Consider the following 23,068-nt stretch of genomic DNA (forward strand, 5'->3'; position numbering starts at 1 on the left):
GTTCAGTCCCCGGCGGCCTGCTTGTCGATCCCTTCGAGGTCGGCGCCGCCGACCGACGAGCGCAGCGCGTCCATGCCGTCGTCGCGGTCGACGCCGAAGTTGTCCTGATACAGCTCCTCGACGCGCTCCATCTCCGCCTCGGAGAGGGGCGGCACGTCGGCGGCGCCGGCCCACTCGTCGATGTCGTCGGTCGTGCGGAACGTGGGCGTGACCGTCGCCACCTCGTCGTGGCCGAGCAGCCAGCGGATCGACGCCTGGCCCATCGTCCGGGTGCCCTCGGCGTGGTCCGGATCTTCGAGGAACCGGAGCGCGTCGACCTTCTCCCAGCCCGTCTCGTACCACTCGTCGGGCCGGTGGGCGCGGTGGTCGCCCTCGCCGAGTTCCGTGTCGGGGGTGACCTGCTCGTTCAGCAGGCCCGAGGAGTGGGGCACCCGCGGGATGACGCTCGTCTCGGCGTCGAGCTCGCGGATCGCCTCGATGGTGTGCCGACCGGGCGTCTGCTCGAAGACGTTGAAGACGAGCTGGACGGCGTCGAACCCCTCCTCGACGGCCGTCTCGGCCTCGGCGAGCCAGCCGATCGAGGGGCCCAGCGCCCAGCCGACCGAGTCGACGCGGCCGGACTCCTGGAGGGCGTCGAGCGTCTCCAGCACGTCCGCGTCGACCTCGTCGACGTTGGCGTTGTGGAGCATCAGGTGGTCGACGTGCTCCATGTCGAGCCGGTCGAGCGAGCGGTCGAGGGCGGTCTCGACCCACTCGGGGTCGACCCGCTTGGGGAGCTCGCCGTGGCCGGCCTGGGGGTTGTTGTAGAAGTCGTAGCCGACCTTCGTCGAGATGGTAACCTCGTCGCGGTACTCGCCGAGCGCCTCGCCGACCAGCTCCTCGCTGTCGCCGTGGCCGTACACGTCGCCGGTGTCGAAGTAAGTGATGCCGCGGTCGACCGCGTGGTGGAGCATCTCGACGGCCTGCTCGCGCGTGCGGTCGCCCCACCAGTCGGTGCCGACGACCCACGCCCCGAAGCCGACCTCGCTGACTTCGACGCCCGAATCGCCGAGTTCGCGCTGGTTCATGCCCGCGGATTGGGCGTCGTCGCACTTAGCCGCCGCGGTTGCGCGCCGCCGGCGCGAGAACTGTCCACGGGGACCGCGACGGTCGGGGCGTCCGGACCTGGTCCGGTCAGTCGCTGGCGGTCCGGGGCTGGACGGCCGCCGAGTCGGCCCGCCGGTAGTAGGTCGTGCCGGGCTCGTCGGCGCCCACGGTGTCGACGTGGCCGTACTCCTCGAGCTGGTCGAGGTGCGGCTCCAGCGCGTCGTAGGTGACCGTCACGTCGGCGGTGTACGCGAGCTGTCGCCGGATCGCCGTCGTGTCCGCCCTGGCCCGCTCGTCCAGGAACTCGAGGATCTCCCGCTGGATCTCGTAGAGGTGTGTCATTACCAGGAGTGTGGGCACACGGGCTTATAAGCACCCTCTGAGTCGGGTTCGAGTAAAGAATTGGATCGGGTCGGTGAAAGTCGACGACGGCGGACGGGTCGCCCGTTCGCGGCGGCCGGGCGCGGACTCCCGTTCGGCGACCCGACGGCCGGGTCACCGGAGCGCGTCGAGCCGGCACTCCATCTCCGCTTCGAGCCGCTCGGCCGCCTCGGCCGGCGTCCGGTCGACGTGTTCGACGTGTCTGTCGAAGAAGCCGGCCGTCCCGAGCAGCCGGACCGCGTCGTACACCGGCGCGCGCTCCGCGTGGCCGTCCGGGAGGGTGTCGGCCCGCCGGCGGTAGCCGTCGCGAAACGCCACGACGAGGCGCTCGCCGTCGGCGGCGTCGCCCGCGTCGGCCAGCCGGTCCTCGACCCGGTGGAGCTCCCGGGCGGGGTCGCCGACGTGGGCGATCTCCCAGTCGATGAACCCGACCGCGCTCTCCGAGCGGAAGACGTTCGGCATGGCGGCGTCGCCGTGGACGAGGGCGGCCGGCGCGCGGTCGAGCACCGCGGCGTTCGCTCGGACCGCCTCGATCACCTCGTCGAAGTAGTGGTCGTACCGGTCGGTCGAGGCCAGCCGTCGCTCCCGCTCGATCTCGGCGACCAGCGTCTCCGTCCACGAGCCGGTCTCGACGGTGAGTCCCCCGGCGTCGCCGCCGACGACCCGTCCGTGGCGGTCGAACTCCCGGGCGTGGATCTCGGCGAGCGCGGCCCCGACACGCTCGATCTCCGCCGCGCGCTCGTCGGTCGACCAGTCCGCCCAGGGGCGGTGGAAGTTCGCACCGTCCATCGGCGCCGTGGCGAGGTAGGGCGTCGAGGCCGCGGTCCCCGTCGCGAGTATCCGGGGGACCGCCACGTCGCAGTGTGTCGCCACGTACGGGATCACCGCCCGCTCGGTGGCGATCCGCGACCCGTCGCCGTCGACCGCGACCTTCAGGAAGGCCGCGTCGCCGTCGGCGAAGTCGACGCGGACCGTCCGGTTCGCGTCGTTCCAGGAGGGTCCCGTCCCCGACCGCTCCTCGACCGCTCGACCCGGGAACGCCTCGTCGAGGGCGGCTTCGACCGCCTCCGTTCCGTCGGCCATCGTTGCCACCCCGTTCCCGCGGCCCGGGTTTGAGCGTTGCCGTCGCGTGGGGGATGGTACCACGCCCGTCCGGTCAGTCCTCGCCGTCCGGACCTCGCCGGAGCAACCTGCCGAGCCCGCCGAGCGCGGCCAGCGCACCGCCGACGCCGAAGCCCGACCCGTCGCCGCTCGTGGTCCCGTCGGCCGTCGCGTCGCCCTCCGCGACCACGGTGGACTCGACCGGTCCGTCGGTCGTCCCGGCCGGCCGGCCCGCGGTCGCGGTCGGCGAGTCGGTGGCGGCCCCGGCGTTCGCCGTCGTCCCGGTTGGCGACTCGGTGGCCGTCGCGGTGCCGGTCGGCCGCGCGGTGTCGGTCGGCTCGTCCGCGAACGCGCCGGCGAGCGCCGACTCGCCGCCGGCGACCGGCAGGTCGACGGCGCTGTCGGCCAGCGACAGCGCGACCTCCCGGTTTCCGGGCGGGTGGAGCGTGAACTCGTGGTCGCTCGCGTAGACGACGACCCCGATCCGCGAGTCGGCCTCGAAGACGTGGTCGGTCGCCTGGAGCGGGAACTCGACGGTGACCCGCCCGTCGTCGGGCAGCGGGGCGGACTCCCGGAGCGACTGCCGGTAGGCGAGCGGCGTGTCGTAGTCGCGGTAGGCCGGCCGGTTCAGCGGGTCCGCCCAGCCGCGGGTCACGATGTCGGCCGAGTAGGGGCCGTACTCCACGAGCGCGACGCTGACGACCGTCGGCTCCGCCAGCGACAGCGACAGCGACGGGACGACCCGCCCGCTGACGTGGACCGGCTCTGCGAGCGGTGGCGTCTCGTAGCGCAGCCGGTGGGGCGACTCGTCGGCGGCGACCAGCTCCGCCGCCGGCGTCGACGGGTCGTCGACGAGCGACTCCGTGCCGGAGCCCGGGTCGCCCGTCGTCACGCCGCCGCTCGTCGCACCGCCGGACCCGAACCGCACGGTGGCGGGCTCGGCGGCCGGGACCGGCCACTCCGCGTAGGTCTCCATCGACCCCTCGGCCGCCGACCGGCCGCCGTGGACGACCGTCACGGGGTCTTCGTCCATCACGCCGGTGTCCTCGTCTTTCAGCCAGCGGGCCCACCAGCGGTCGAGTGTCCGCTCCCACGCCTCGCCGGCGGGGCCTCTGTGGCCGCCCTCGTAGAGCCAGAGCTTCAGCGGCACGTCGCGGGCGGCCAGCGTCTCGTACCAGTCGGCGGCGTTGTTCGGCTTGACGATGGGGTCGTCGACCGCGTGGGCGATCAGGACCGAGCAGTCGACCCCGTCGGCGTCGGCGAGGAACGTCCGCTCGTGCCAGAAGTCGTTGTAGTCGCCCGTCGCCAGGTCCTGCCCGTCCTCGACGCGGTCGGTCCAGTGGCCGCAGTCGTCGCGCCTGGCGTTGCTGGCCTGGATCCACGTGCCGATGTCGGTGAACCCCTCGCTGCCGTCGGGGACGACGGAGACCGGCGTCCCGTTCGAGCGGAAGAGGCCGTACTGGCCGACGTTGGCGGACTGAGGGACGATGGTCTCCAGGCCGTCGACGCCCGTCGTCGCCGTCCCGTTGGCGAGTTCGCCCAGCGCGGACCCGCCGATCATCCCCGTCCGGCCGTTGGTCCAGTCGGCCGCGACCTCCGCGCCGCCCTCGGGCGCGTCGTAGGCGGTCGCGCGGCCGTTGAACCAGTCGACGACCGATTCGAGCGCCGAGACCGTCGGCGGCCCGGCGGCGGTGTAACAGCCGGTCGAGCGGGCCGTCCCCAGCGAAGAGACCCGCGCGACCGCGTACCCCTGGGGGATGTAGCGCCGCTCGATCCGCCGGAGCGCCGACGGGCCGCCGACCGGCGAGTGCGCGGGACCCGGCCCCCCGGCGCCCGACGGGTCACCGAGCGTCGCCGGTTCGCTCGCGGCTGTCGTCGCAACGGTCGGGTCGTCCCCGTCGGCCGGGTCGTCCGGTGCGGGCGCGATCGACCGGTCGTAGTACATCTCGGCGGTCGCGTCCCCGTGGGTCTGCTCGCCGTGATAGGGGCTCGCGATCGCGATCACGGGCGGCCGCTCGCCGTCGCCCGTCGCCTCGGGCCGCGACACTCTGACGTGGATCCGGTCGGGGGTCCCGTCGTCGTCCGTGTCGACGCCCGTCTCGACCCAGGCCTCCTCCCGGACCGCCCCGCCGGCGTCGTCGGTGGCGTCGGTGCGGTCGGCCGGTGTCGCGGACGCACACCCGGTGAACGCGCTCGTGCCGACCGCCGCCGCCGTCACCGACGCCAGCACTCGCCGTCTGGACACCGCTCCCGCCGGTGTCGGGCCGGTGGCGCGCTCGCCGTCGCTCCCGTTCGACTGGTCCGTCATACCCGGTGGTAGCGAGGGGGCCCGTATCGCCGTTCCGAAGGGTGAAACGCGCCTTTTCGTTACCACGGGTGACGCTGCGAGCGGCCGTCGGTCACTCGGCGGCCGACTCGTCGCCGGGTCCGGTGTCGCCGGACGCCGCCGCGGCGCCGTCGCTCGTGCCGTGCCGGAGCCGCGGCCGCGCGACCGACTCGCGCCACCGCAGCTCCCCCTCGCGCCACCGGACCCAGCCGGCCAGCGCCCCGAACCCGGCGACCAGGGCGCCCAGGGCGACCAGCCCGCCCTCCGGGCCGAACGACCCGCCCGTGAGGACTGCCGGACCGGACTGCTCGACCGCGACGACGGTCACCGGCGTCGTGAAGCCGCTGACGGGGAAGCCGAACAGGGAGGCGATCGAGAAGTTCCAGGTGACGTGGAGGCCGACGGCGGCGGCGATCCGGCCGGTCAGGAGGTAGCTGGCGGCGAACAGGCCGCCGAACAGCGCGATGTTGCCCAGCGCCAGGGCGGTGGCGCTGGGGTTCAGCCCGTGGGCGACGCCGAAGGTGAGGCCCGAGACGGCGGTCGCCCCGGCGAACGCGCCCCCGAGGCCGATCCCCCGCCAGCCGGCGAGCCCCTCGGCGACGTTGGTCAGCAGGTACCCCCGGAAGAGCAGTTCCTCGAAGACGCCGACGCCGACGAAGTACGCGAGCGTGAGCGCCAGCGCCAGCGCGGGCGCGACGCCCGGACCGATGGCGATCGAGGGGTCGGTCCTGGTGACGACGGTGCCGGTCACCCGCAGCAACCCCGCGGCGAGTTCGACGGCGAACACCAGCCCCGGGAGCGCGACGCCGAGCGCGAGGCCGAACGCGAGGTCGGCCCACCACGCCCGCGAGCGGTCGAGGCCGAGGTCCGAGAGGTAGCGGCGGTCGATCAGCCAGGCGGCGGCGAGGACGCCGACGACGAACCCGGCGACCTGGAGGGTGCGGGCGGCGACGGTGACGAGCGCGGTCAGCGTCGACCCGGCGGCGCTCGGCGCGAGCGCTGCCAGCCCGGCGGCGCCGAGGACGCCGCCGACGCCACCGACGACGAGGACGACCAGCGCGAGCCCGAGCCGCCAGGGCGCGCGCGGCCGCCGCTCGCTGTCGTTCCAGAGGAGCGCGCGGAGCGCGCCGAGCCCGCCGCGTTCGCGACCGTCCGGCGACGACATGGCGGATGGATCGGCCGTCGGTGACTTAAAGCCACGTCGGTCGGGGTTGCGAACCCACGTCGGACGAGCGGGGAGTGACATCGGTGTCACCGGGTTTCGGACCGGTACGGAAACCCCTATTGTCGGCGGGGCCGATCCACGGGGTATGACAAAGCGCCACGTCTCGCTGCCGCCCGGCGGCGAGGAGGGTATCCACGCGTTCATCGAGGAGGTCGATCGGCGGCTGTCGGGCGAGGAGGACACCTGCGACGTGGTCGAGGACGTGCTCGTCGACCTGTTCGGCGACCGGGAGGCCTACGAGCGCTGGCAGTCCGGCGGCGAGGTCTCCCCCGCCGAGCGCGTCCGCCTCCAGGGCTACGACCCCTGCAACGTCACCCTGGAGAGCGAGTACTACGCCGAGGTCGAGGGGATGGACGAGGGGGAGTTCGAGCGCACGAAGTACCTCCAGTGGCTCTGGCGCCAGTTCGACGCCACGCCGATGGCCGACAACGTCGAGTTCGCGCTGCGGTTCAGGCGGATGCTCGCCGACCACCTCTTCGCCGACGTGGGCGAGGACTGCCGCTTCTTCAAGGGGATCACCTTCACCTACGGCCACAACATCTCCGTCGGCGACAACGTCGTCGTCCACGACGACGTGCACCTCGACGACCGCGGCATGCTCACCATCGGCGACCGCGTGTCCATCTCCGACGACGCCCACGTCTACAGCCACGACCACGACATCGTCGACCAGACCGCCGTCGACAACTACCACACCGTCATCGAGGACGACGCCCGGATCACCTACGACTCGATGGTCCGCGCGGGCGTCCGGATGGGGGAAAACTCCGTGCTCGCCGCCAAGTCCATCGCCGGCAAGGACGTGCCAGCCCACCACATCGCCGCGGGCACGCCTGCCAAGAGCATCGCAGTCAAGGACGGCTGGGAGCCGGTCGCCGAGGACCTCGAAGACGCGAACGTCGACCGCCGCGAGTCCCGGAAGATCGACTACGACCTCCCGGAGAACCTCGACGTCTTCGACGAGTTCGGCCGCGACCGGCAGCCGCCGGGCGAGTAGCGCCCGCCGGCCCCGTTCAGAGCCCGCGGAGCGTCACGTCGCCGTTGGTCGAACGGAGCGTGAGCGTGTGTTCCGGCTCGCCCTCGCCGAGTCGCCCCTCGATGCGGCGCTCGCCCGAGCTATCGACGGTCGCCGGGACGCCGTCGATGTCGGCGTCGCCGTTGCTCGTCACCAGGCGCAGGGCCGCCGACAGGTCTTCGGGCACGGCCACGGCCACGTCGCCGTTGGTCGACCGACAGACCGCGTCCGCCGTCATCGCGTGGATCTCGATGTCGATGTCACCGTTGGTCGTCTGGGCGCCGCCGACGCCGCCGCCGGTGGCTGACACGTCGCCGTTCGTCGAGCGGAGGTCGGCGCTTCCGTCGATACCCTCGACGTCGACGTCGCCGTTCTCGGTCCGGAGCCGCCCCTCGCAGGGCAGGTCGGTCACCGACACGTCGCCGTTGTCCGTCGTCACCTCCAGGACCGTCAGGCCCGACGGGACCGCCAGGTCCAGGTCGACGGTGACCGCGGCGCCCTCGGGGATCCGCGGCGCGACGATCACGCGGTCGGCCTCGAAGCTCGCCTCGACGGTCACGTCGTCGAGGGCGTCCTCGCCGGAGCTGGACTCCTTGCGAACGGTGCCCGAGAGGGTGTCCCCGTCGCCGGCCGAGAGCGTCACGTCGCCGCTTTCGTTCCTGACGACCAGTTTCCGGGCGTCCTCGGGGTCGAACGAGCGCTCGACCGTCTCGGAGTACGGCGACACCGAGAGCACGCACCCGGCGAGGCCGACGGCGCCGACGAGGCCGCCGCCCGCGCGGAGGAACGCGCGACGCGAGCGATCCCGTGATCCGCGGCGAGAGCGGTCGGACGACGGGTCGGCCGATCGGTCGGAGGGGGGGACTGGCGGGGACATCTTCGTCCGGGGGCGACACGTCTGGCCGGCAAAAGCGTGGCGGTCACAGCGCCGATCTCCGCGTCTCGACGGTCGATGCGGTCGATCCGCGCCCGGCGTCGCTGCCCGGGAACGGGACGGCGAACACGGCGACGCGGAGGACCGCTTTCGCCTCCCGACCAAACAACCAAGTGTCGTGGCAACGTACCACACGGTATGGAACCGTGGGGCTGGATCCTCGTCTACCTGGCCGGGTTCACCCTCTTCCAGCTGCTGCTGGTCCGGTACTTCTCGGAGGACCGGTCGCTCGGGGGCGTCTCGCTGGAGTCCAACGAGGCCTCGCCGCCCCAGTCGGGGGAACGGGGGCGGTCGGTCGGGGAGCGCGACGGCCGCTCCCGCGAGGCGGCCGACGAGGGGGCCGAGGGCGTCCGCTGTCACCAGTGCGGGACCGAGAACGCCGACGAACAGCCCTACACCTACTGCCGCGAGTGCCTGGCACAGCTCCGGTGAGGCGAATCCGTTATCAGGAACGATACCGGGGGCCGAACCCTCAAGGGACAGCCGCCGGAAGCCCCGCGCATGGAGGGCTGGGCGTTCGCCGCCGTCGCGCTCGGGGTCGTGCTCGGCTTCGAGCTCGTCCTGTTCCGCTATTTCACCCCCGAACGGTCGGCAGCCGCGAGTCCCGACGACGCGAGCGAGCAGTCCGGGACACGCGGGGCCGGCGGGAGCGTGCGAGCGGGCGGGCACACCGCGGGGACCGGCCGCGACGAGGCGGGGAGCGTCGTCTGCGAGGCCTGCGGGACGGCCAACGCGGACGCCCCGGCCGTCGTCTTCTGCCGGCAGTGCCTGGGCCGACTCCGCTGAGCGGGCCGACTGTCCTGAGCCCGGCCGGTGTGCGTCCGGGTCGACCGCCTCGACACCCCGACAGGCCCGACGCCACCGCGGCCGTTCGCGACCCCGGCGGCGGTAACGCCGCCGCTCAGTTATCAGCCGTGAAAAGCGAGGGGCAAAGGTCTATAGCGGGGTCGTCGATCCGACAGTATGCGCGTCTCAAGCGGCGTCCCTGGGTTCGACGAACTCGTCCAGGGCGGCCTCCTGAAAGACAGGCTCTACGTGGTGAGTGGTCCCCCGGGGAGCGGGAAGACGACCTTCTCCTCGCAGTTCATCACGCAGGGCGCCAAGGCGGGGGAGAACTGCCTCTACGTGACGATGCACGAGACCAAAGAGGAGCTGATGCAGGACATGTCGGGCTACGACTTCGGCTTCGACCAAGTGATGGCCTCCGGGAAGGTCCAGTTCCTCAACCTCATGACCGACGGGGGCAAGCGGACAATCACCCAGTTCGGCACGGAGGGCGGGCTCACCAACCGCATCGTCGCCTTCCTCGAACAGCAGGACATCGACCGCGCGGTCATCGACTCGACGATGCTCCTGCAGCACTTCTTCAACGACGTGTCCGACGAGATCACGGGCTTTCTCTCCGCGCTGAAACAGACCGACACGACCACCGTCCTGATCTCCGAGATGACCGACCCCTCGTCGTACGCCGACGAGCACTACCTCGCCCACGGCGTGATCTTCTTCCACAACTACCTCGAACAGGGCGGGATGACCCGCGGGGTCCAGGTGATCAAGATGCGCGGCACCGCCATCGACTGCGACATCCGCGCGATCGACTTCTCCGACAGGGGACTGCGGGTGCGGCCGGACAAGAAAGTCGAGGCCTGACCCATGGGACTGTACGAACAGAAGTACGGCACGTCGTGGGCGACGCTGGACCGTGACGAGGCGACCGAACGGGCCTACGCGCTCGGTGTCGCCGAGTCGCTCGGCGAGTACAACCGCGAGGAGTTCGAGGCCGTCCACGACGAGATGGACACCGCCTACACCAAGAGCATCGTCGAACTCGCGTTCCGCGAGGGGAAAAACGAGGGCCGCGAGGCCGCCCCCGCGGGCGACGCCGACGACGAGCAGGTGTGGGACGAACTCGTCGAGGGCGAGACGGTCACCGTCGACGAGGACGAACTGCCGACCGGCGGCCGCGACGGGCTCCCCGAGGCCGTCGAGAAGTTCGAGGCCATCGAGAAGCCCGACCCCGAGGAGATCGACGCGACCGACCGCCCCGACTTCCTCGACAAGTAGCCCGCCGAGCGGTCGGCGGGTTGGCCCCGGGGTGAGGATCGCCGCGGACCGGCCTCGGCGCGACCGCCGCGACGGGCCGGCTCCGAGGCGAGGGCCGCCGCGGGTCCGCCGGGTTTGCGTCGACCGCAACCGGCTTGGGGGTTCGGTGTGACTGACAGCTATGGTCGCCGCGGATCTCCACGTCCACACAGACAACTCCGACGGAACCTTCCGTCTCCCAGAGGTCGCGCCCGCGGCGCGAGCGGCCGGGCTCGACGCCGTCGCAATCACCGACCACGACCGCGTCCACCCCGGCCTGGACGCGCCGGTCGTCGAGCGCGACGGCGTCGCACTGGTCCACGGGATCGAACTCCGCGTCGAGGCGAGCGACCAGCGGGTCGACGTACTGGGCTACGGGGTGCGACCGACCGACGCGCTGCTCGCCGAGATCGACCGGCTCCAGCGCGACCGCGTCGAGCGCGGCCGCGCCATCCTCGACTGTCTGGAGGACCGCCTGGGCGTCTCGCTCCCGGTCGACCCCGAACCCGGCCTCGGCCGGCCGGACATCGCCCGCGCCGTCGTCGCCAGCGACGCCGACTACGAGTCGGTCGGCGCCGTCTTCGACGACCTCATCGGCGAGGGCGAACCCTGCTACGTCGCCCGCGACGTCCCCTCCTTCGAGCGCGGCCGGGACCTCCTGGCGGAGGCCTGCGCCGTCGTCTCCCTCGCCCACCCGCTCCGGTATCCGGACCCGCAGGCGGCGCTGGAGCTTACGCCGCGGCTCGACGCCGTCGAGGTGGCCTACCCCTACGGCGCCCGCGGCCACACCGGCGCCAACGGGGAGCTGTCCGTCGACGACGTGGCCGCGGTCGCCGAGCGCCACGACCTGCTCGTCACCGGCGGGAGCGACGCCCACGAGCGCGACCTCGGCGAGACCGGCCTGTCGACCGAGCGATACCGGCTGTTCCGCGACGCGCTCGACGCCGGGCTGTGATCGACACGCGTCGGGGGCGATTCCTTCGAAGGTACGGCGCGCGAGCGGGGCGGAGGGCCGCGGTGGCCACAGTCGCCGCGGCCGCAGGGTTCAATGCCCCGCGGACCCAAGCGGGGGTATGCAGTGTCACTACTGCGACCGCGAGGCCGAGATCGCGGTCGAGAAGGACGGCGTCAAGGTCGGGGTCTGCAAGACGCACTTCCGCGAGCAGATGGAGGAGATCGCGGACTCCGACTGGCTCGACGGTATCGAGGAGGACCTCGACATCGACCGCGCCGAGTGACCGCCGCCGACCCCCACTCGTCGCTCCCGTAGCCGCCCCGCCGTCGACCCGCCGGCCGCTCGCGCCCGCCCGCTCCGGTCCCCGCGTCCGCCCCGCCGGTTCGCTCGCCCGCCGGTCCGCCCCGCAGATCGACTCGCCGGTTCGTCGCCCGCGGACCCGTCCACCGGTTCGCCAGCCACCCCCGCGAGACTTTACTGACTCGCCGTCGTAGCCGCCGGTATGAAGCGCATCGCTCGCGAGGCGGTCGACCGGCGGATGGGCCCCGCCGCCGACAAGCGCGCGCTCGGCGCCGCCCTCGACACGGAGGAACTGGCCGTCAACTACTACGAGCTCGCTCCCGGCGACAGCTTCGGGTTCGGCTACCACCGCCACCCCGAGCAGGAGGAGGTCTTCTACGTCCTCGAGGGGACGGCCACCTTCGAGACGGAGGACGGCGAGGTGGCCGTCTCGGCGGGCGAGGCGGTCCGGTTCGCCCCCGGCGAGTGGCAACTGGGCCGCAACGCCGGCGACGAGCGGTGCGTCGCGCTCGCGATGGGCGCCCCGAAGGACGACCGGCGGACCGAGATGCTCCGGGACTGCCCCGACTGCGGCGGCCGCACCGAACAGACGGTCGAGATGGCCGACGACCGCGAGTCGCTCGTGACGCGCTGTACCGACTGCGGCACGGAGACCGGCCGGTTCGACTGAACGGCCCCGCTCAGGCGACCCGCTCGACGGCGTTGTACAGCGCCAGCCCGGCCACCGCGGGCCCGAGCGTGACGACGAGGGCGAGCGTCAGCCAGGCGACGGTCGCGGCCAGCCCCTCCAGGAAGAGGACGTTATAGCGCCCGAACCCGCCGGGCGCGACGAAGAGAACGGCGCTCGCAACCATCGCAACCGGCCAGCCGAGCGTCGCGTACTCCAGCGCCTCGTCGGCGTCCAGCAGCGTCCACCGACCCAGTAGCTGCCGGCCGATCACCACCGGGAAGACCGCCAGCACCAGCGCCGCGCCGACGGCGACGCCGGCGAACGTCAGTCCCGCGCCGGGGTCGACGAACAGCGCCAGTCCGACCGCGCCGGCGGCGGCCAGCCCCACCGCCACTGCGACGACCGAGCCGAGGGCGTCTCCGAAGTAGTCGGTCCGCGTCGAGAGCGCCCACGTCCCGAGCGCGAGGACCGGCGAGGTCGCGACCAGTCCGAAGTAGACCACGAGCGCGACCGCCCCGACGAAGCCGTTTGCCATCGCCGAGTGGTTGGCGCGATTTCGCATAAGTCCCGGGGCCGTCTACCGGCGATTTCGGCCGGAACTCGCCCCGACGGCGTCGAACTGTCGCGTGGCGTCACTCGAAGGCCGGAATGCCGGTCGCTGCCCGCCGTTCCACCGACTCGGACACGGGCGTCACTCGAAGGCCGAGATACCGGTGAGGTCCTCCCCGACGATCAGCGTGTGGATGTCGTGGGTGCCCTCGTAGGTGTAGACGGTCTCGACGTTCGCGAGGTGGCGCATCGGGGAGTAGTCGGTCGTGATGCCGTTGCCGCCGAGCATCTCGCGGGCGGTGCGGGCCACCTCGCGCCAGGCCGCGACGTTGTTGCGCTTGGCCATCGACACCTGCTGGGGGCGCAGCTCCCCCCGCTCCTTGAGGTCGGCGAGCCGGTGGGCCAGCAGCTGGGCGGTCGTGATGGCGGTGGCCATCTCCGCGAGCTTCTCCTGCTGGAGCTGGAAGCGGGCGATCGGGCCGCCGAACTGCTCGCGGTCGGCGGCGTACCCGCGGGCGGTCTCGAAACAGTCCCGCGCCGCCCCGACGGCGCCCCACGCGATGCCGAAGCGGGCCTGCGTGAGACACGACAGCGGCCCCTTCATCCCCGACACCTCGGGGAGGACGGCCTCGTCGGGGACGTAGCAGTCGTTCAGCCCGATCTCGCCCGTGACCGAGGCCCGCATCGAGAGCTTGCCGTCGATGTGGTTCGTGGTGATCCCCTCGCGGTCGGTCTCGACGAGGAACCCACGGACCGGGTTCCCCTCCGCGGAGCGGTCTTTCGCCCACACGAGCGCCACGTCGGCGATGGGCGCGTTCGTGATCCACGTCTTCGACCCGTTCAGGACGTATCCATCGTCGTCGGCGCGCTCGGCGCGCGTCTCCATCGCGTTCGGGTTCGACCCGTGGTCGGGCTCCGTCAGGCCGAAGCAGCCGACGGCGGACCCGTCGGCCAGGTCGGGCAGCCACCGCTCGCGCTGGGCCGCCGAGCCGAAGGCGTGGATGGGGTACATCACCAGCGCCCCCTGGACCGACGCCATCGAGCGGACGCCCGAGTCGCCCGCTTCGAGCTCCTGCATCACGAGCCCGTAGGCCCGCTCGCCGAGGTTCGCCGTCGCCTCGTGGTCGAGGTTGGGGGCGTAGAAGCCAAGCTCGCCCATCTCCTCGATCAGCTCCGTCGGGAACGTCCCCTCTTCGAAGTGCTCGCCGATGTCCGGCCGGACCCGCTCGTCGACGAACTCCCGCGCCGTGTCGCGGACGAGCCGCTCCTCCTCCGAGAGGTCGGCCTCCATATCCACGTAGTCGAGCATGGCTATCCTTGGCGGGCTGTCGTGAAAAACACTCGCGGCGACGCGCCGTCGGAACAGACGGCGGACCACGCCCCTCAAGTTCGTCCGCCCCTACTCCCGAGTGATGAGCGACACCGAGGGTCCCCTGTCGCCGGACAGGCCGGACGCCGAGAGCGAGTTCCGGGTCGACGCGCCGTTCGAGCCGGCGGGCGACCAGCCGGAGGCCATCGAGCAACTCGCCGACGGCTTCCGGCAGGGCATGGACAAGCAGACGCTGCTGGGTGTCACGGGGTCGGGCAAGACCAACACCGTCTCCTGGGTCGTCGAGGAGATCCAGAAGCCGACGCTGGTCATCGCCCACAACAAGACGCTGGCCGCCCAGCTCTACGAGGAGTTCCGCGAGCTCTTTCCCGACAACGCCGTCGAGTACTTCGTCTCCTACTACGACTACTACCAGCCCGAGGCCTACGTCGAACAGACCGACAAGTACATCGAGAAAGACGCCTCCATCAACGACGAGATCGACCGCCTGCGCCACTCCGCGACCCGCTCGCTTTTGACCCGCGACGACGTGATCGTGGTCGCCTCGGTCTCCGCGATCTACGGGCTGGGCGACCCGCAGAACTACGTCGACATGAGCCTCGAACTGGAGGTGGGTCAGGAGATCGACCGCGACGAGGTGCTCTCGCGGCTGGTCGACCTCAACTACGAGCGCAACGACGTGGACTTCACCCAGGGCACCTTCCGCGTCCGCGGCGACACGCTCGAGATCTACCCGATGTACGGACGCTACGCCGTCCGCGTGGAGTTCTGGGGCGAGGAGATCGACCGGATGCTGAAGGTCGACCCGCTGGAGGGCGAGGTGAAATCGACCGAGCCCGCCGTGCTGATCCACCCGGCGGAACACTACTCCATCCCCGAGCAACGGCTCCAGCGCGCCATCGCGGAGATCGAGGACCTCAAGGAGGAGCGGGTGCGGTACTTCGAGCGCCAGGGCGACCACGTCGCCGCCCAGCGCATCGACGAGCGGACCACCTTCGACCTGGAGATGATGCGCGAGACGGGCTACTGCTCGGGCATCGAGAACTACTCCGTCCACCTCTCCGAGCGCGACTCCGGCGACCCGCCCTACACGCTGATCGACTACTTCCCCGACGACTTCCTCACCGTCATCGACGAGTCCCACCAGACGATCCCCCAGATCAAGGGGCAGTTCGAGGGCGACCGCTCACGGAAGGAGTCGCTGATCGACAACGGATTCCGGCTCCCGACCGCCTACGACAACCGCCCGCTCACCTTCGAGGAGTTCGAGGAGAAGACCGACAAGACGCTGTACGTGAGCGCGACGCCCGCCGACTACGAGCGGGAGGTCAGCGACCAGGTCGTCGAGCAGATCGTCCGCCCGACCCACCTGGTCGACCCCGCGGTCGAGGTCTCGCCGGCGGAGGGCCAGATCGACGACCTGCTGGACCGGATCGACGACCGCGTCGAGCGCGACGAGCGGGTCCTGGTCACGACGCTCACCAAGCGGATGGCCGAGGACCTCACCGAGTACCTCGAAGAGGCGGGCGTCGCCGTCGAGTACATGCACGACGAGACCGACACCCTCGAACGCCACGAACTCATCCGGTCGCTGCGGCTGGGCGACATCGACGTGCTCGTCGGGATCAACCTCCTCCGGGAGGGGCTGGACATCCCCGAAGTGTCGCTCGTGGCCATCCTCGACGCCGACCAGGAGGGGTTCCTGCGCTCGGAGACCACCCTGGTCCAGACGATGGGGCGCGCCGCACGGAACGTCAACGGCGAAGTCGTCCTCTACGCCGACGACCCCAGCGACGCCATGGAGGCGGCAATCGAGGAGACCAACCGCCGCCGGGAGATCCAGGAGGCGTACAACGAGGAACACGGCTTCGAACCCACCACGATCGACAAGGAGATCGGGGAGTCCTCGCTGCCGGGGTCGAAGACCGACACCGACGGCGCCGCCTCGATGGACCCCGACGACGACGAGGAGGCCGCCCGCGCTATCGAACGCCTCGAAGCGCGCATGGAGGAGGCCGCCGACAACCTGGAGTTCGAACTCGCCGCCGACATCCGCGACCGCATCCACGAGCTCCGCGAGGAGTACGACCTCGCCGGCGGCGACGACGAGGAGGGCGTCGTCCCCGAACCCGTCGACGAGTTCTAGCAGCCACTTTTTGCGGCGGAGGATCCCCGCAGCGCGCCGAAGGCGCGCGGATGCTACCCTCGCTCAAACGGTCCGACGGAAACGTGATACCGTCTCACACACCCACCGAACACTTTTTTCGAACCCCACCGGATCGCCGCCCATGAACTCCGACTGCTGACCGGACCGGTGACGGCGCGACGCCGCTCGAATCCCCGATAGTCGCCCGTTCGCCGCTCCGGTCGCCGCCGGCCGCCCGTTCGATAGCCGCGCCGGCGGCGTTCTCCCATTCTCCGACCCGACAGCCGTCAGTCCGTCCGCCGTCGGTGCGGACGGACGCGCCCGCAGACCGACCCAGCAGTCACACAACACGACGATGACCGATCGAACGATCCCGCACGCACAGATCACCGAACTGCTCGCTCGCATCCGGCCGACCTGGACCGTCGAGTCAGCGACGCCGGCCAGCGACGGCTCCCACGTCGTCTACTTCCTCGACGTGGCGACCCCCAACGGGCCCCGGGAGTGCGTCCTCAAGGCGACGCGTCCAGACCAGAGCCCCGTCTGCGACGACGAGGCGCGGGTCCTCGCCGTCCTCGGCGCCCACACCGACCTCCCCGTCCCGGCGGTGTTCGGCGCCGTCGACGACGACCCCGACCTGCCGACGCCGGCGTTCCTCGCGTCGGTGCTCCCGGGCGCCAACCACAGCCGGACGGCGTTCCCGGAGTTTTCGCCCGAAGCGATCCGCGAACTCGGCCGCTCGACCGGCCGGCTCCTCGCCGAGCTCCACCGGTTCGACGCGGTGGACGCCTACGGGTTCGTCGGCGTCGACCACGACGGGTCGCTCGACGGCGGCCGCCCGAGCGCCGATCCCGCGTCGATCACCGTCCACGACCCCGCGGACGACTGGACCGGCTACCTCCGCGGGGAGATTGAACGACTGGACGACGCCCTCGCGGACGCCCGGTTCGCCGACCTGCGGGGGGAAGTCCTGCCAGCGCTCGACGCGGCGGTCGACGACCTCGCCGGCGAGTTCCGACCGGCGCTCTGTCGGATCGACCAGTCGCTGGACAACTCGCTGGTCGACCCCGAGAGCGGCGCCGTCACGGGCCTGCTCGACTGGGAGTTCGCCGTCGCCGCGACGCCGGCATACGACCTGGCGTTCGTCGAACACACCCTCGCCGGCGGCCACTGGCCGCTGCTGCCCGACCAGCCCGACTACGGCGAACGGGTCCGCGAGGGGCTCCTCGCCGGCTACCGCGAGGCCGGCCCGAACCGCGTCGTCGAGCAGTTCCGCCGAGATCGCGAGTGCTACGCGCTGCTCGTCGAGGTCCACTCGATGCTGAACTTCGACTCGTGGTTCGACCTCCGGGGGGTCGACTCCGGCGGGCGCCGCGAGGCCGCCGCCGACGCGCTCCGCGACCGCGCGCGCCGCTACTGCTGAGGGGGAGCCCCCCGAACCGGCCGGGTCCCGTCGTCAGTACTGTTCCAACGGAAAGTTATTTCCCGCGAGTCGACAGTTACAGCGGTATGCGACGGGCACAGGGTCGCTTCGGGCGGACGGGCGGACGAACGGGCGTTCGGACGACGGAGGGCGGCGCATGACCGGCGACGGGCGGAGCCGGCGGCGCTTCCTCGCGGGGGTCGCCGGCGCGGTCCCGGCGACGGCCGCGCTCGCCGCCGGCAGCGGCGGGGCGAGCGGGTCGACCGCGGGCGACGCCGAGCGGGCCGACCGCGACGGCCTGGAGACGCGCGACGACTGGCCGATGTTCGGCAACAACCTGCGCAACTCGGCGCGGACGCTCGCTACCGGGCCGGAGGAGGGCGTCCGGATCGGCTGGGAGGCCGACGTGGCGGCGACGACCCAGCCGGCGGTCGTCGGGGTGCGCCTGTTCGTCGGGACCGAGGACGGCGTCGTCGCGTACAACGTCGAGTCGGGCGAGCGGATCTGGCGGGCCGAGACGCCCTCGCGAGTGGTCACCTGTCCGGCCGTCGTCGACGACATCGTCTTCGTCGGGACCGCCGAGGGCACCGTCTACGCCTTCAGCGCGACCGAGGGCGAGGAGGACTGGACCTACGAGGTCGGCGACACGGTGGCCTCGCCGGTGGCGGTCGACGCCGACGAGAGCCACGCCTACGTCGCCAGCGAGGACACCGTCTACCAGCTCGACGCGCGGGCGGGCTTTCTCAACTGGGACAGCGAGCGCGAGGAGGCGGTCTCGGGCGCCGTCGCGGTGGCGCCGGACAAGGAGACGGTGTACGTCCCGACCGCCGCGGGCCGGATCGTCGGCCTGGACTACTCGACCGGCCAGGCCAACCGGCTGACCTACGGGCCGACGAGCGGCGAGATGGGGCCGCCGGCCATCGACCGCCGGTACGCCTACTTCGCCGACCGCGCGGGCGGGCTCTACGAGGTCGACTCCCGGAACGGCAACACCCGGCTCCAGCGGTCGCTCAGCGGCGGCGTCAGGGGCGGCGTCACCTACCGCTACGACACGGTCTACGCCGCGACGGACCGCGGCCACGTCCACGCGTTCGACACGGCCAGCGGCGAGACCGACGAGGCGACCGAGCGGTGGCACGTGGAGCTGGCGGAGGGGATCACCGCCCCGCCGGTCCTGACCGAGGGCGGCGAGACGCTGTATCTCGGCGGGGAGGCGGGGACCGTCTACGCGCTGGCGATGTCCGACGGGACGCGCCGCTGGTCGGCCGAGGTGGCCGACGGCCCCGTCGAGCTCACCGTGGCCGCCGACGCCGTCTGGGTGACCGGCGACGGGCTGGTCGCGCTCGAACCCGGCGACCAGACGGAGCTCACGGGGGCGACGCCGACCCCGACGGCGACGCCCACGCCGACCGAGACGCCGACGCCCTCTCCCACGCCGACCGAGACGCCCACGGCCACGCCGACAGCGACGCCCTCGCCCACGCCGACGGCGACGCGGACGCCGACGGACACGCCCGCGTCGACCCCGACGGCCACACCGTCACCGACGGCCGCGGAGACGGCGACGCCGACCGAGGCGGTCGCGTCGACCCCGACGGCCACGCCGTCCCCGGCGCCGGCCGGCGGCGACGGCGGGGACGGCGACAGCGGCAACGGCGCGGCGACGACGACAAGCGGCGACGGCTCGCTGCCGGCGTGGGCGGCGCTGGCCGGGATCGGCGGGCTGACGGCGCTGGGGCTCCGGCGGGCCGCCGGACCGACCGGCGGCGACGGACCGGACGACGACTGACGGGGACTGGCGAGGCAGTGGACAGCGGCGTCCGACGGGTGACGACGGGTCGGGTTCGACCCCGCGACTGCGGTCGGTCGCTTGCGCTCGCAAGCGGCGTGCGACAAGATATTTGACGGGGCCGGACGACTCCCCGCCAGAGGCCCGTTGGATGGACGACACGACCCCGCACTCAGATTCGACACGCCCCGCACCGACGCGGCGGCGCTTCCTCGCCGGCCTGACCGCGGCCGGCGTCGCCGGTTCGACCCTCTCGGCCGTCGCCGGCGGACAGCCCCCCGCCGCCGACCGCGCGCCCAGCGGCGCCGCGTCCCGCAGCTGGCCGATGTACGCCTACGACGCGGCGAACACGGGATACAGCACCGCGAGCGCGCCCAAAGACGGGATCGCGGTCCGCTGGGACCGGGCGATCGACGCGACCGCGGAGCCGACGTTCGACGACGTCAACGCCTACGTCCGGAGCGCGGACGGCAGCCTGTACGCGCTGGACCGCGGCTCGGGCGAGACCCGGTGGCGCTACCGGACCGACGGCGAGAGCCCCTCGCCGACCGCCGCGGCCGTCTCCGGCGGTACCGCGTTCATGGACGACGGCGCCGCGGTGCTGGCCGTCCGGACCGGTTCCCAGCGGCAGTACTGGCGCACCGAGGTCGACGGCGTCGTCTCGGCGCCGGTCACGGTGACCGACTCGCGGGTCCTCGCGGGGACCGACGCGGGGACGCTATACTCGCTGAGCCGCGACGGCGGCGCCAACAGGTGGTCGTTCGACGCCGGCGACTCGATCGCGGCCGCGCCGGCCCGCGGCGGCGACCGCGTCTTCGTCGCCGCCGCCGACGGGACGGTCTCCGCCCGCGACGCGACCGGCGGAAACGGCCGCTGGCAGTTCGAGGCCGACGCCCGCACGGGGGCGGTGCCGCCGGTCGTCAGCGGCGACCGGGTGTACGTCGGCGACAGCGGCGGGACGGTGTACGCGCTGGACCGGACGGACGGCCGTGTCCGCTGGCGGGTCGACCTGGACAGCGCCGTCGTCGGCGGGCCGACCGTCGCCCGCAACACCGTCTTCGTCCCGACGACCGACGGACGGCTCCACGCGCTCAACACGAGCGGCGGGAGCGAGCGCTGGTCGGTCGACCTGGGGTCGGCCGCGAGCCGCAAGCCGGTCGTCACCGACGACGCCGTCTACGTCGCGACCGCCGAGGACACCGTCTACGCCTACTCCCGGACCGAGGGCGCCGAGAACTGGCGCGCGGACCTGCCGGTCAACGACCCCGCGATCTCGGTGGTGAACGACATGGTCGCCGTCGTCGGCGGGCTCTACGTCGCGCTCGGGAGCGGTTCGGCGACCGCGATCGACCGCGGGTCGTTCGACGCGGTGACGACGCGGTGGACCTACGAGACCGGGGGCACGGCGACGGGGTCGCCCGCGCTCACCGACGACGCGCTGTACACGGCCGACGACGAGGGGGTCTGCTACGCCCTCGACCCGACGGAGGGCGGCGAGCTGTGGCGCTCCGAGGCCGACGCGGACCTGACCGGCCCGGTGGCCGACGGCGACGGCGTCTACCTCGGGGCCGCGGACGGGACCGTCCGCGCGCTGGCGGCCGACGACGGGAGCGAGCGGTGGACCGTCGAGACCGACAACCCGGTCCCGGCCGCGCCCGTCCGCTGGTCGGACCTCGTCGTCGCGATGGACTCCCAGGGCCGACTCTACGGGATCGACCGCGCGGAGGGCGACCAGCGGTGGACCGGTCGCGTCGACAGCGGCGGGACGAGCCCCGCCGCGGGCGGCGACCGGATCTACGCGAGTTCGCCCAGCGGCGTCGTCTCCGCGTTCGACGCCGCGACCGGCGAGGAGCTGTGGGGCTTCCGCGCCAGCACCACCGTCGGCGCCCCCGCGGCCAGCGCCGACACCGTCTACGTCGGCGACCGGAACGGTCGGTTCTACGCCGTCGACGCCACGGGCAAAGAGCCCGCCGAGCGGTGGTCGACGGAGCTGGACGGGGCCGTCAGGGCGGCGCCGACGGTCGCCGGCGACACCGTCTACGTCGGCACCGACGCGGGGACGCTGTACGCCTTCGACCTGGAGGGCGACCGCCGCTGGGAGGCCGAGGCCGGCGAGTCGATCCGCTCGAAACCCGGCGTCGCCGGCGACCTCGTGACGGTCGGCAGCGAGAACGAGAGCGTCTACGCCTTCGACGCGGCCGACGGGAGCCGGCGGTGGGCCTACGACACCGCCGCGCCGCTGCGGACGACCGCCGCCTTCGGCAACGACACCGTCTACGTCGCGAGCGCCGAGATCGCCGCGCTCGACCCGCCCAACGCCGTCCAGACGCCGACCCCGACGGCGACGGCCACGCCGACGGAGACGCCGACGCCCACGGCGACTCCGACGGACGGTGCCACGCCGACCGACACGCCGACGCCCACCGACACGCCGACGACGACGCCGACCGACACGCCGACCGACACGACGGGGACGATGCCGACCGACACGCCCACAGCGACCGACGCGTACGCCGGTGGGACCGCCACCCCGACCGGGAGACCGACGACGACGGCATCCGGCGGGGCGGGCGGACCGACGGCGACGCCGACCGACGCTCCGACGCCGCCGGCGACGACGACCACCGGCAGCGGGGCCGGCGGCGGAGGCGGTGGTGGCGGCCCGCTCGACGGGTTCGACGTCGAACCGGACTGGCTTCCCTACGCCGGCGCGGGCGCGGTCGCCGCCGTCGCCGCGCTCGGGGCGGCGGTCAAACGCTTCGGCGGTGGCGGTAGCGGCGGCACCGGCGGCAACCAGGCCGACGCCCTGAACTGGGGCGGCGGGCTCGACGACGACGACAACTGACTCGACCGCCGCTCCCCTCGGGATTCGACGACCCCTAGCCGCTTCTATCCCACTCGGTGGCGGGTTCTGTATCGCGATATGCGATTTATTACGGTGGGCGAGGGCCTGGTCGGTCGCAGGTGGCGGACCCGCGGCGTCGAGCGGATCGAACGGCTCAGCGGCGGTCGCGGGCGCTCCCGGTGTGGTCAGGAATCCCCGACGAACGCCGTCAGGACCGCCGATTCCGCCCGCCGCAGGAGCTCCCCCGCCGTACTGCGGGCGCAGTCCAGTTCCCCGGCCACGTCGGCGACCGATCCGGACCGCTCGATGTCGTAGTAGCCGACCGCGACGGCCGCCTCCAGCGCCTCCCGCTGGCGGTCGGTCAGCCGCGCGGGCTCGGGCCAGCGGCGGAACTCCCGGACGCGTACGACGTCGGTGTCGACGACTGCGTCCAGTTCCCCGTAGAACTCGGAGAGGGCCTCGGACTCCCCGACGGCCTCGAACCGGGCCGTCCCCGAGGCCCGGAAGGTCACCGGCGGCACGAAGGCCACCCGCGAGTCGGCGACCACGTCAAGCACGGCGTCGGGCAGTTCGTAGGTCGACTGCCGGACGAAGGCGTAGGTTCCACTGTCGGCCGCGACGAGCTGTACCTCCGTCGTCGAGTCGACCGCGTCGAGGACTTCCCGGACGGCCGCCGGACCCGCGTCGAACCAGGTCAGCGTCGTCACGTCGGCCGTCGGCCCCCAGATCAGGAGGTCCGCCCGGGTCACCGGCCCGTCGGCCGCCAGCCGCCGGTGCAGCGGATGGGCGGCGTCCGGCGGGTAGGTCGCCTCGAAGGTGACCTGTCGCATCGGCTACGCCGTCGGCACACGTATAAAAGACCGTATCGATCCGGGGAAACGACCGAGGCAGCGGCTCGACTACGGTCGAGT

The 23,068-nt window shown here is 72.6% G+C and carries 21 protein-coding genes; 12 read left to right on the forward strand and 9 right to left on the reverse strand.

The features are described from left to right. Positions 1–2 precede the first annotated feature (2 nt). From E3328_RS17620 to E3328_RS17640, 5 genes are all read right to left on the reverse strand, one after another. On the reverse strand, positions 3–1,067 hold the full coding sequence (locus E3328_RS17620) for an aldo/keto reductase (RefSeq protein ID WP_135365948.1): 1,065 nt from the start codon (positions 1,065–1,067) through the stop codon (positions 3–5). Between the two features lie 106 nt (positions 1,068–1,173). After that, entirely contained in the window at positions 1,174–1,428 is a 255-nt protein-coding gene (locus E3328_RS17625) for a hypothetical protein (RefSeq protein WP_135365949.1), read from the reverse strand. Between the two features lie 153 nt (positions 1,429–1,581). After that, positions 1,582–2,550, reverse strand: a complete 969-nt coding sequence (locus tag E3328_RS17630; protein WP_135365950.1) for a phosphotransferase family protein — start codon at positions 2,548–2,550, stop codon at positions 1,582–1,584. Positions 2,551–2,623: 73 nt separating this feature from the next. Continuing rightward, positions 2,624–4,876 carry a CocE/NonD family hydrolase gene (locus E3328_RS17635; protein WP_135365951.1) on the reverse strand — a complete coding sequence of 751 codons (2,253 nt, stop codon included), beginning with the start codon at positions 4,874–4,876 and terminating at the stop codon, positions 2,624–2,626. Between the two features lie 91 nt (positions 4,877–4,967). Next, positions 4,968–6,059: a CPBP family intramembrane glutamic endopeptidase gene (locus E3328_RS17640; protein WP_135365952.1), complete on the reverse strand. Its 1,092-nt coding sequence runs from the start codon at positions 6,057–6,059 to the stop codon at positions 4,968–4,970. Between the two features lie 145 nt (positions 6,060–6,204). On the opposite strand from E3328_RS17640, the gene E3328_RS17645 reads away from it, so the two are divergent. After that, positions 6,205–7,116 (forward strand): acyltransferase, encoded by a 912-nt coding sequence (locus tag E3328_RS17645; RefSeq protein ID WP_135365953.1) that lies wholly within the window; start codon positions 6,205–6,207, stop codon positions 7,114–7,116. 16 nt (positions 7,117–7,132) lie between these two features. Here E3328_RS17645 and E3328_RS17650 read toward each other — a convergent pair whose 3' ends face one another. Then, complete coding sequence (locus tag E3328_RS17650) at positions 7,133–8,011, reverse strand: DUF4097 family beta strand repeat-containing protein (protein ID WP_135365954.1); 879 nt, start codon at positions 8,009–8,011, stop codon at positions 7,133–7,135. Between the two features lie 195 nt (positions 8,012–8,206). Here E3328_RS17650 and E3328_RS17655 point away from each other — a divergent pair, with 195 nt between their 5' ends. The 7 genes from E3328_RS17655 (at position 8,207) to E3328_RS17680 (ending at position 12,075) form a co-directional block, all read left to right on the forward strand. Beyond that, on the forward strand, positions 8,207–8,500 hold the full coding sequence (locus tag E3328_RS17655; protein ID WP_135365955.1) for a DUF7577 domain-containing protein: 294 nt from the start codon (positions 8,207–8,209) through the stop codon (positions 8,498–8,500). Positions 8,501–8,569: 69 nt separating this feature from the next. After that, positions 8,570–8,854, forward strand: a complete 285-nt coding sequence (locus tag E3328_RS17660; RefSeq protein ID WP_135365956.1) for a DUF7577 domain-containing protein — start codon at positions 8,570–8,572, stop codon at positions 8,852–8,854. A gap of 177 nt (positions 8,855–9,031) precedes the next feature. After that, positions 9,032–9,718, forward strand: a complete 687-nt coding sequence (locus tag E3328_RS17665; RefSeq protein WP_135365957.1) for an RAD55 family ATPase — start codon at positions 9,032–9,034, stop codon at positions 9,716–9,718. A 3-nt stretch (positions 9,719–9,721) separates the two neighbouring features. After that, entirely contained in the window at positions 9,722–10,132 is a 411-nt protein-coding gene (locus E3328_RS17670; RefSeq protein WP_135365958.1) for a DUF8057 family protein, read from the forward strand. Positions 10,133–10,292: 160 nt separating this feature from the next. After that, positions 10,293–11,105, forward strand: coding sequence for a PHP domain-containing protein (locus E3328_RS17675; protein ID WP_135365959.1), 813 nt, complete (start codon positions 10,293–10,295; stop codon positions 11,103–11,105). A 118-nt stretch (positions 11,106–11,223) separates the two neighbouring features. Then, the gene (locus E3328_RS22175) at positions 11,224–11,388 is read left to right on the forward strand and encodes a DUF6757 family protein (protein ID WP_006882760.1); all 165 of its coding nucleotides are present in this window, start codon (positions 11,224–11,226) and stop codon (positions 11,386–11,388) included. 219 nt (positions 11,389–11,607) lie between these two features. Beyond that, complete coding sequence (locus tag E3328_RS17680) at positions 11,608–12,075, forward strand: cupin domain-containing protein (RefSeq protein WP_135365960.1); 468 nt, start codon at positions 11,608–11,610, stop codon at positions 12,073–12,075. A gap of 10 nt (positions 12,076–12,085) precedes the next feature. On the opposite strand, the gene E3328_RS17685 is transcribed toward E3328_RS17680, so the two are convergent. Both E3328_RS17685 and E3328_RS17690 read right to left on the reverse strand, forming a co-directional pair. Continuing rightward, positions 12,086–12,610: a hypothetical protein gene (locus E3328_RS17685; RefSeq protein ID WP_135365961.1), complete on the reverse strand. Its 525-nt coding sequence runs from the start codon at positions 12,608–12,610 to the stop codon at positions 12,086–12,088. Positions 12,611–12,766: 156 nt separating this feature from the next. Then, positions 12,767–13,933, reverse strand: a complete 1,167-nt coding sequence (locus tag E3328_RS17690) for an acyl-CoA dehydrogenase family protein (protein WP_135365962.1) — start codon at positions 13,931–13,933, stop codon at positions 12,767–12,769. A gap of 103 nt (positions 13,934–14,036) precedes the next feature. On the opposite strand from E3328_RS17690, the gene uvrB reads away from it, so the two are divergent. From uvrB to E3328_RS17710, 4 genes are all read left to right on the forward strand, one after another. After that, a complete protein-coding gene (gene uvrB / locus E3328_RS17695) occupies positions 14,037–16,100 on the forward strand; it encodes an excinuclease ABC subunit UvrB (protein ID WP_135365963.1) in 2,064 nt (687 codons plus the stop codon). A gap of 355 nt (positions 16,101–16,455) precedes the next feature. After that, positions 16,456–17,523, forward strand: coding sequence for a phosphotransferase family protein (locus E3328_RS17700; protein WP_135365964.1), 1,068 nt, complete (start codon positions 16,456–16,458; stop codon positions 17,521–17,523). A gap of 157 nt (positions 17,524–17,680) precedes the next feature. Further along, positions 17,681–19,312 carry an outer membrane protein assembly factor BamB family protein gene (locus tag E3328_RS17705; RefSeq protein WP_135365965.1) on the forward strand — a complete coding sequence of 544 codons (1,632 nt, stop codon included), beginning with the start codon at positions 17,681–17,683 and terminating at the stop codon, positions 19,310–19,312. Between the two features lie 151 nt (positions 19,313–19,463). Continuing rightward, positions 19,464–22,157 (forward strand): PQQ-binding-like beta-propeller repeat protein, encoded by a 2,694-nt coding sequence (locus E3328_RS17710; RefSeq protein ID WP_135365966.1) that lies wholly within the window; start codon positions 19,464–19,466, stop codon positions 22,155–22,157. A gap of 185 nt (positions 22,158–22,342) precedes the next feature. Here the strand turns inward: E3328_RS17710 and E3328_RS17715 are convergent, their stop codons facing one another. Further along, complete coding sequence (locus E3328_RS17715; RefSeq protein WP_135365967.1) at positions 22,343–22,987, reverse strand: helix-turn-helix domain-containing protein; 645 nt, start codon at positions 22,985–22,987, stop codon at positions 22,343–22,345. Positions 22,988–23,068: the final 81 nt, after the last annotated feature.

Origin of the sequence: Halosimplex halophilum (assembly GCF_004698125.1) — an archaeon.
Taxonomy (GTDB): domain Archaea; phylum Halobacteriota; class Halobacteria; order Halobacteriales; family Haloarculaceae; genus Halosimplex; species Halosimplex halophilum.